7 protein-coding genes are annotated in these 9,351 nt (G+C 62.4%); 4 read left to right on the top strand and 3 right to left on the bottom strand.

Annotated elements, in window-relative coordinates; translation table 11 throughout:
- The first annotated feature begins 123 nt into the window (after window positions 1-123).
- The gene (locus ACFW6D_RS15965; RefSeq protein ID WP_379328763.1) at window positions 124-888 is read left to right on the top strand and encodes a hypothetical protein; all 765 of its coding nucleotides are present in this window, start codon (window positions 124-126) and stop codon (window positions 886-888) included.
- A gap of 119 nt (window positions 889-1,007) precedes the next feature.
- The gene (locus ACFW6D_RS15960) at window positions 1,008-2,096 is read left to right on the top strand and encodes a hypothetical protein (protein WP_379328761.1); all 1,089 of its coding nucleotides are present in this window, start codon (window positions 1,008-1,010) and stop codon (window positions 2,094-2,096) included.
- Between the two features lie 90 nt (window positions 2,097-2,186).
- Here the strand turns inward: ACFW6D_RS15960 and ACFW6D_RS15955 are convergent, their stop codons facing one another.
- Window positions 2,187-2,510, bottom strand: coding sequence for a hypothetical protein (locus tag ACFW6D_RS15955; protein ID WP_379328759.1), 324 nt, complete (start codon window positions 2,508-2,510; stop codon window positions 2,187-2,189).
- A 172-nt stretch (window positions 2,511-2,682) separates the two neighbouring features.
- Entirely contained in the window at window positions 2,683-4,098 is a 1,416-nt protein-coding gene (locus ACFW6D_RS15950; RefSeq protein ID WP_379328757.1) for an MFS transporter, read from the bottom strand.
- A gap of 78 nt (window positions 4,099-4,176) precedes the next feature.
- Here ACFW6D_RS15950 and ACFW6D_RS15945 point away from each other — a divergent pair, with 78 nt between their 5' ends.
- On the top strand, window positions 4,177-4,734 hold the full coding sequence (locus ACFW6D_RS15945; RefSeq protein ID WP_379328755.1) for a TetR/AcrR family transcriptional regulator: 558 nt from the start codon (window positions 4,177-4,179) through the stop codon (window positions 4,732-4,734).
- Here ACFW6D_RS15945 and ACFW6D_RS15940 read toward each other — a convergent pair.
- On the bottom strand, window positions 4,717-5,397 hold the full coding sequence (locus ACFW6D_RS15940; protein WP_379328753.1) for a TetR/AcrR family transcriptional regulator: 681 nt from the start codon (window positions 5,395-5,397) through the stop codon (window positions 4,717-4,719). The genes ACFW6D_RS15945 and ACFW6D_RS15940 overlap by 18 nt on opposite strands.
- Window positions 5,398-5,624: 227 nt before the next feature.
- On the opposite strand from ACFW6D_RS15940, the gene ACFW6D_RS15935 reads away from it, so the two are divergent.
- Window positions 5,625-9,350, top strand: coding sequence for a type I polyketide synthase (locus ACFW6D_RS15935; RefSeq protein ID WP_379328751.1), 3,726 nt, complete (start codon window positions 5,625-5,627; stop codon window positions 9,348-9,350).
- Window position 9,351 lies beyond the last annotated feature (1 nt).

The following is a 9,351-nucleotide window of genomic DNA, read 5'->3' as shown; positions in this document are numbered from 1 at the left end:
GGAACCCGAGAGCGAAGCCCTTCGTCTGGACCAAGACCGCTGAGCAGATTTTGGCCATGGCTGACCGCCGAAGAACTTCAAATACGGCCCACTAGAACCGGGGGCAATTCGTACCATCGGGGTATGTCGATCACGGGAATTGCGAGCGCTCGCCACAAGTTGGCGCGCGCCGATCACCACATCTCGGACCTTGAGCAGCAGATCCGCGCGTTCACCGAGGCCAATCGGATAGGGGTGCAAGCGCTCTCGCAACCGAGTCGGACCCATCCAGGGGAACTGGATTGCGAGATGATTGTCCAGACGGAACCGCCCGAGGTGCCGGACGGATGGTCGTTGGTAGCCGGCGACGCATTGACGTGCCTGCGGGCGGCGCTCGATCATTCGGTGTTCCCGCATGCGAGGCAGTTCCCCACCCTCACTTCCGACGTCGACAAGAACGGCAAGCCGGTCAAGATCGGCACCATCTTGTCGCCCGAGGTGACGGTACTGGTCAGACAGCATCAGCCCTATGTCGCGGAACCGCACACGCCGCACCATCACCCGATCGGAGCATTAAGCAATCTCGTGAACATGGACAAGCATCGGCAACTGCTCGTCACCAACAATTTCACTGCCCAGGTGATGATCAGGCCGTCAGACGACTACGAGATCACGTCTGAGGTGCCGCAGCGTGGGGATGCCCTCGCGAGAGGCGATGTGTTGACCCGGTTTCGTGTCAAGCCGATCGGGCTCGATGCGAGACTGGAATATGTCAACTTCCTTGTCGCTGAACCTGCGATCGACCTTCCGAATACGGACGATTATCGGCCTCTGATCAAACTGCTGTGGGACATGCATGCTGCCGTTGGCGGGATTATCGACCAGCTCGCGGAAGCGGGTGTCCCGTAGCGTCAGAGGGTGGTGATGCGCTGATCGATGGAACCAGGGTACCTGCGGGCATTGACAATCCGACCGTAGTTCCAAAATCAGTCGCAGCGACCACACGCCAATCGGTAGCGTTGCCTGCCGTGAACAAGGCGCAGATCGAAGCCATGGTCAACGATCACGTAAACCATGTGGTCGCCGACCGCGGGAAGATCGAGGACGATCTGGTCGAGGCGAAAAGCCAGTGGCCGACTCCGGACAAGGCGAAGCAGCTCGCGGGCATGGCGAACGCCGCTCACGGGCAGACGCTTACCTGGATCGTCGGGCTACACGAAGGCCGACACGAGGTCGTCTCGTTCGATGACGTCGAACTGGCGGACTGGTGGCCGCAGGTGCAAAGCCAGTTCGCACATGATGTGACCCCTGACATCTCCACCCTGACCGTGCACACCGGCTACGGCAAGGTGGTGTGCGTCCGCTTCGAAACCGACCGTGCCCCATACCTTGTGAAGAATTCAGAAGGCGGTTGGGCCAAGGCGGCAGTTCCGTGGCGCGCGGGCACAGGAACCCGCACCGCTACACGAGCCGAACTGTTGTCGCTACTAAGTGAAGCGACGCGCGTGCCGACGTTGGAACTTGTCGAACCGTCGGTGTTTCTGACACTGAGCCCGACAACTCGGGGGATACCGATACCGAAGGTCGACTACGAAGCGCCGAGCGAGTATTCGATCATGCTTCGAGGCGGTCTGTTCATCGACGCGGAGCCGGGAAAACAGGTGGTCCTGCCGAAGCATAAGTGGATGGTTGCGCTTCGGGCCAACGGCAAAGAGGTGTACCACTTCGAAGAGGTCAGTTTCCATTCGGCCCGTCAGCATGCAAGCGTGTGGACCAGACTGGATGAACCTCGCCCTATCCCGCCGGACAATGCGGTGGACCCATACGGCGTGACTGACCGCCCTGTCGGGTTGGTGGTCCGAGGCCCGGACCGGGTGGAGTTTCACCAGTACAGCACTGAATTGGAGCCTGAGATCGGCGCAGCCCTGAGAAAACTTGAAATGATAGAGGTCGAAATGCGATTCCCGGTTGGGTCAACAGATCGAGAGGCAGTCGTTGTCACAGCGCTTGCCGCGGTACCTAACCCGAGCCGTCGCCAGAGGGCCGTCGCGACTTGGATTCTGCCCGCCGAGGTTGACGCGGGCAGATCCAAATACAAGAGCGATCAGGACTGCTGAACCCTCGCACATGGTTCAAACCTTCGGGTAGTTAGGCGGTGGGACTCGGCCGACGTGCCAGTTTTCGAGCGCTTTCCGCTTCACGTCCGCTCAGTACTTGCGGTCTTCGGGGCTCAGCGTCAGACGGTCAACGGTCTGGTACTCTTCGTCGGGGCCGCAATGGACTCGGCCAGCTTCGAGCAGGATGACGGCGGCGTTGTATTCGCGGTCATCACCATGCAACAAGGGCAACACATGGGGCTGCTGCACGATCAGGTGACAGCGTGACCTGATCGTGCAGCAGTCCCAAGAGCTCGCCGACAACCCTGACTTCGACGACGACAGCGTCGGACTGTGCTGGGCACCTCTGCAAGCGATGCTCAACGCCTCGAACACGAACTCATACCGCAGTCCACCTGACAACCCTTGTTTCATCCACCCGCTCGCGATGGTGCAGCCGCGAGCGGGTGGCATGCCCGGGCCTGCTGGGTACACCCGTTCCCATCTGTGGGGCGTCCCTCCGAGCCCGGCCCACGCTGGATAGCGGGGAAACATGGAGCGAAACCGCTGGCCTCGCTACTGGCGGTGCAGCGCCCGGTCTCTGCCGTCAGTTCTGGTGCCCGGGGAGATAGCGGTAAGCGGAGATAGCGATGGACACAAACCCGACAGCTGTTATGGCGATGCCGATCCGGGCGCCGAGCACTGGGTCCGTGTGGACCAGGCACAGTCCCAAGACGGCGATGCCGACCGCCATGCCGATCTGGCGGGCAGTGTTCAATACACCGGAGGCGAGCCCCGCGTAGTCGGGGTCTGCCGAGGAAATTGCCGCTCCATTGCAGCTCGGTCCGAAGAGCCCGCATCCGAATCCTGCGACAGCGGTGCCGAGCAACAGCAGTGGCCAACTGTTTCGATCGTTCACGCCCAAACAGATCAACGAACCCAGCGCTGCGACGACAGAGCCCGCAATCAACAGCCAGCGCGCTCCCTTTTGGGACCATCGCCTGTTCAGGACGAGGGTTGCAAAAGTCCACAGCGCGGCGAAGGGGACGAAGAACAGGCCGGCGCCGAGTGCGTCGTATCCCCATTGGCGCTGTAGGAAGATCGCGATCATGAATTGCAGGCCGTAGGCCCCGAACTGGAATGCGAATCCGTTGGCGATGGATGCGGAGAAGGCCGAGTTCCCGAACATGCCCAGTGGAAGAACGGGGGCACTGACGTGCAATTCCGTAGCGATGAACGCGATCAACAGCGCGGGGCCCGCCACCAGTGCAATGATTGTCAGTGGGTCGGTCCAGCCTCGCTCCCCGCCTTCGATCAGTGCAGCAACCAGGCACGCGAGCCCGAGAATCGCCAAGATCTGCCCGAGCCAGTCGAAGGATTCGCCGTCCCGGCGCGCCGTTTCACCGATGTGACGCCATGCCAGCCACAGGGCGAGGAGTCCGATGGGGACATTGATGAAGAAGATCGATCGCCAGCCCAGTGTTTCGGTCAGTAGTCCGCCGCCGATCGGGCCGACGATCAGCGCTATCCCGCCCGTGGCCCCCCATACGGTAATCGCCTTGGCCCGTTGCGCAGGATCTGGATAGGTGCGCGCGATGATCGCCAACGTGGTAGGCAGTACACCGGCGGCGAAGAACCCCTGAAGGAAGCGCGAGGTCATCAGCGCCACGAGCCCCGGACTGACCGCACAGGCCAGCGATGCCGCAGAGAAGCCGCCGAGTGCGCACAGAAACAGCCGCCGGGCACCGATGCGGTCGGCGAGCAGGCCAGCGCTGAGAAGCAGTGCGGCCAGCGGGATCGTGTAGATGTTGATCAGCCACTGCAATGCGGCCATGGTTCCGCCGGTATCGAGCTGAATCGACGGGAGCGCGATATTGAGCGCGCTGCCGTCGAGCAAGATCATGAAAAAGCCCAGGCAGATTGCCGCCAGTGCGGCTCGTGGGCTCGAACCCTCTGATGTCGTATTCCCCTGTGAGCGGGCCACTGTGGCCTTCCTGTGCCCCGAGGATGTCAACGCCTCCATTGTCGCCCCTTTCGACAGAACGCTGTACCTACAAGTACAGCGCTGCCGACTGTACATACTGATAGGTACAATGGCTAGATGAGCACCGCCGACCGCCTCGTGGCGAGCATGCAGACACTGTTGTGGGAGAACGGTTTCACCGGGACCAGCCCGCGGGCGGTCCAGGAGCTCGCTGGTGCGGGTCAAGGCAGCATGTACCACCATTTCCGCGGCAAGACAGATCTAGCCATCGCCGCAGAACACCGGATGGCGGACGAGCTCAAGGCCCAGATCCAGCAGCGCCTGCAGAGTGGTTCGACGGTACGGGACCGGATCGCCGCGTTCCTGACCGTCGACGAGAACGTCCTGAGAGGTTGCCGCCTCGGCCGACTGGTTCAAGATTCAGCAGTCGTCGCAGATCCCGCACTACTGGAGCCGATCTCGACCATGTTCACCTGGATTCAGGACCAGATCCGACAGGTTCTGGCCGACGGTAAAGCGCAGGGTGAACTCGCGGCCGGCTTGGACATCGACGCCCTGGCCACAACTATCTTGGCGCTCAGGCAAGGCGCCTACGTCCTGGCGCGTGGCGCTCAGTCCGAGGAGCCCTTCCGTCGGGCCGCAGCCGGGATCTTGCAGCTAATCCCCGGCCGGTGATGCCTGCTCGCTGCCTCGTAGCGAACTGTTCGCCTCAGACGCCCCAGTCCGCGCCATGATGCCGTGTAGCAGAATTTGCAGTACATCTCGCAGGTCTCGGCCGAGATCTCCGGGTTGTGTCGCCCGTCCGGACCATCGGTACAGCGCCCCGAGATAGGCATCACGCAACACATTTCCTATCCGATCCGCGTCGACGTGCCGGTCGAACTCGTCGTCGCGCTGCCCCGCCCGGACCAGATCGGCGAACACGGTCGCCGTGTGCGGCGCCTCGGTCAACGGCTTGCCCGCCTTGACCCATGCCGTCAGCATAGTTTCCGACAGGGCGCGCTCTTCTTCGTTGACCTGGGCGAGGATTCCGATACACAAGTACAGCAGGGACGGGGCATCGACCGTTGCCAGGCTCAGTGGAACCTTCAATCGCTCGACCAGCTTCTGGCGCCGCCTTTCGGACCACTCGGTGATGAGGTCATCTTTGCGCTGATAGTGGTTGAAGAATGTTCCGCGGGCCACCCCGGCGCGTTCGGTGATGTCGTCCACGGTGGCCCCGTCGTAGCCCTTCTCGCTGAACAACGCGATCGCCGCGGCGTAGATCCGCTCCCGCAGTTCCTGCTTGTTGCGTTCGCGACGCCCCGACAGCGGGGGTCGTACCGCGTCGATGGCCATAGGAGCTCCTAGCGTCGGGTCCGTGGGATTGTCAGCGCAATCTATAGACTGCGGTACATGCATCTAGCGCCGCCAATCCACGCTGGTAGCGAGAAATTCGATCTTACCAGCATACCTAAACTGAACACTGTTGTTCGTAGCAGGTATATTTATACTTGAGTACAGTGGTTTCAGGCGGGCGCGCAGCGTGGGCGTGCCGCCGGTACGGTTCGGGAGGGGTACAGGCCATGGGCAGTGACCTGAGGAGATTGTCAGCGGTGCCTTTGGCAGTTATTGGCTTGAGCTGCAGGTTTCCGGGGGCCGACAGTATCGAGGAGCTCTGGCAGCTGCTGTGTTCGGGCAGTGACGCAGTGGGCGACGTACCAACTACTCGATTCGATGTCGAGGCCGTCTACGATCCCCGGACCACAGTTCCAGGAAAGACGGTGTCACGATCCGGTGGCTTCATTACCGATCCGTTCGGTTTCGACGCGGCCTTCTTCGGCGTGGCGCCTATCGAGGCCCAAGCCATGGACCCTCAGCAGCGGCTGCTACTGCAGGTGGCCTGGGAAGCCTTCGAGAATGCCGGGATCCGGCCGTCTACTCTGGCGGGATCACGGTGCGGTGTGTTCGTCGGACAGGCCACCGCCGACTACAGCGAACAACACAGCGGCCCAATGGATGTGCGTCAGTCAGCCGGTAGCCGTTTACGTGCAGTCACCGCTGGACGACTGTCGTTCGCGTTGGACCTGCGCGGACCGAGCTTGACGATCGACACGGCGTGTTCTTCCTCGCTGGCCGCAGTGCATCTGGCCCGCCAGAGTCTGGTGTCGGGCGAAATCGACTTGGCCGTCGTCGCCGGCGTGAACCTCATCTTGAGCCCCGCCGATGCCATCACGTACTCGCAAGGAAACATGTTGTCCCCCAAGGGACGCTGCAGGTTCGCCGACGAACACGCCGATGGGTTCGTACGCAGCGAGGGAGTCGGGGTGGTGATCCTCAAACGGCTTCCCGACGCCACCGACGATCACAACCCCATCAGAGCTGTACTCCTGGGCAGTGCGCTCAACAACGACGGGCAAGGCAGCGGTCTGCTTCTGCAGCCCGCAGTCAGCGGGCAGGCAGCGATGCTGCGCCAAGCATGCGAGTCCGCAGGCGTAGCGCCCGCCGACATCGACTACGTGGAAGCCCATGGCACCGGGACCACGGTCGGCGACAGCGTCGAACTCGGCGCGCTGATCGAAACCATGACAGCTCAGCGGCCCGAGGAGCGCCCGCTACTGATCGGCTCGGTGAAATCGAACATCGGCCATGCCGAGGCAGCCGCGGGCATCGCGGGCTTCATCAAGGCAATTCTGATCGCCGAACACGGCCAGATTCCACCGTCGTTGCACGTGCGGACGCCACATCACCTCCTCGACACCGCTCCGATCGAGGTCGTGCGCCAGATGAGGCCTCTTACCAGCACGAAAGCCCGTGGACTCGTCGGTGTCAGTTCGTTCGGCATCTCCGGGACGAATGTGCACACTGTGATATCGCAACCGCCCATCCCCTCCCCCACCGAATCAACCGCGCGCACAAAAGATCCCGTGCTGCTCGTGGTGTCGGCGCGCTCACCACGATCGCTGCGTCAACTGGCCGAGCGGATGGCCGACTTCCTGCTCGGTGCGGGAGCTGACACCGCCCTGCGTGACATCTGTGCAACCGCAGCGCTGGACCGCGACCACCACCGCTTCCGGTATTGGGCCACCGGATCAACCCACCAGGACATGGCCGACACCCTGCGATCCCTGGCCCGCGGAACCTTGACACAGGCGGGGGGAACAGGTGAAGCCGCCCGCAGACGACGCCGCCTGACGTTCGTGTTCCCCGGGCAAGGAGGGCAATGGGCCGGCATGGCCCAAGACCTACTGCACTCGGCGCCCTCGTTCGCCGCCTCGATGCGCGAGTGCGACCACGCTGTTCGTGAAGAACTCGGATGGTCGGTGCTGCGCCACCTCCAGACCGGCGAACTGCCCATCGATGTCGCCTCGATCCAACCGATCATCTGGTCGGTGCAGGTCGCGCTGGTCGCCTACTGGAAATCACTCGGCATCGAAGCCGAACTATGCATCGGACACAGCATGGGCGAGGCCGCCGCCGCGTTCGCCAGCGGTGCACTGACCCTGCGAGAATCCGCCACCGTCATCTGTCGACGAAGCAAAGCACTGAGTCGGCTGACCGGTACCGGTGGCATGCTCGTCGTCGGACTCGGGCTCGCTGACGCCGAAAGACTCGTCGCAGAGCACGGCGCAGACGTATGCGTCGCCGCGGAAAACTCGCCATCGGTCAGCGTTCTCGCTGGCGACAAGGCCACGCTCGGCACAATTGCCGACCGACTCGATGCCGCCGGTATTCTCGCCCGCGCAGTCGCTTCGGACGTCGCATCACATACGCCTGGCACAGAAGTACTTCGCGACGAGCTGACCCGGGCATTGACCGAGCTCCGACCCCAGGCTCCACGGGTACCGATGGTCTCATCAGTCACAGCGCGAAGAATCGTCGCAGGAGAGCTCGACGCCGAATACTGGATGTCCAACGTCCGCAATACAGTCCGGTTCACGTCGGCAGTCCGGTCCCTTCTCCACGAGGGTGAGAACGACGTCTTCCTCGAGATCAGCCCGCACCCGCTGTTGCTGGCCTCGACGACCGAACTGCAAACCGAAGCCGACGTCGAACCCGCTGCCGTGGCAACGCTGCACCGTCACGCCGACGCAGTGACCAGCACGCTGGCCGCCCTCGGAACCCTCTACAGCTGCGGCATCGAGGTCGACTGGAGCAAATGCTACCCACAGCAGCTCTCGATGGTCCGGCTTCCCACCTACTGCTGGGACCTCGAGCAATTCCGCGACCGCTGGTACACGCCCACGCCGGCCGAGAACCGCCGACATGTCATCGAAGCACGACTCGATCGCCGAGCAGCCGGGATACGAGTAGGCCGATACCGGCCCGTCCCTCCGGTCACATTCCTGGAGGCCATCATCGATGCGATGCAGGCGGTGGATCCGACAGCTGACGTCGTTCTCGAAAATGTCGCATTGCACCGCACCATCGACGCCGAAGACGGTTCGTTGTCCCATGTCCAGGTAAGCCTCGAACCGTCACGGTATGAAACGTGGACAGCGGCTGTCCACGTTCCCACTTCCGACCTCGGTGCCACACAGCCCTGTATGACGGCAACCGTGCGTATCCGCCGACACGTGCCCACCGCGGCGGTCTCGCTCGATGAGGCGTTGTCGAACTGTGCCTTCTTCGTCGCAGGCGATGACTTCCGGGCTAAACCGACACAACACGGTTTCGATGTCGATCCCTCCTTCCCTGTCCCTCAGCGAGTCTGGCTCGGTACCGACGAGGTCGTCACACAGATCCACGTCGGAGACGTACCGTCGGTAGTTGCCCTGGAAGCGTGCCTATTGCCGCTACTGGCGCTGCTTCCACCAGGAGTCCATTTCCAACCGTCAGGGTTCGGGCTCGTCGCTGTCGACCAGAAGTCGCCCTTTCCTGCCGAACTCTGGAGTCATGTTCGCGCACAACATATCTCGCAGGACGAGGTCATCGTCGATGTCGACATCTTTGGACCCGACTCCCGGGCGGTGGCCACGTTTAGTCGCTTGGTGTGTGTGAACACCGACCAAGGACATGATCTGGTTGCTCCTCACCGCGAGGTATCTGTGCAGGTCGACCTGGCCGAGCAATTCTTGCGGTATGCAGCACAGGTGTTGGGTACCTCCCCCGAGCGTATCGATACCCAACTATCGCTTCGTGATCACGGGCTTGACTCCCTGATGGCCGTCGATCTATGCAGGCGTCTGCGTGCCGTCGACGCGCGGTCGGAATTGACGCCGTCGGTTCTGCTTGCTCAGACAGACATCTCCGAGATCGCTGAGAGTCTGAGTAGGATCAGCGACCTGTGCGACTCGTCATCGAGGAGATAGC

The organism is Nocardia sp. NPDC058705 (assembly GCF_042749305.1).
GTDB lineage: Bacteria > Actinomycetota > Actinomycetes > Mycobacteriales > Mycobacteriaceae > Nocardia.
The sequence above is the reverse complement of the archived record's forward strand: the minus strand, read 5'-3'. Positions and strand labels throughout refer to the sequence as shown.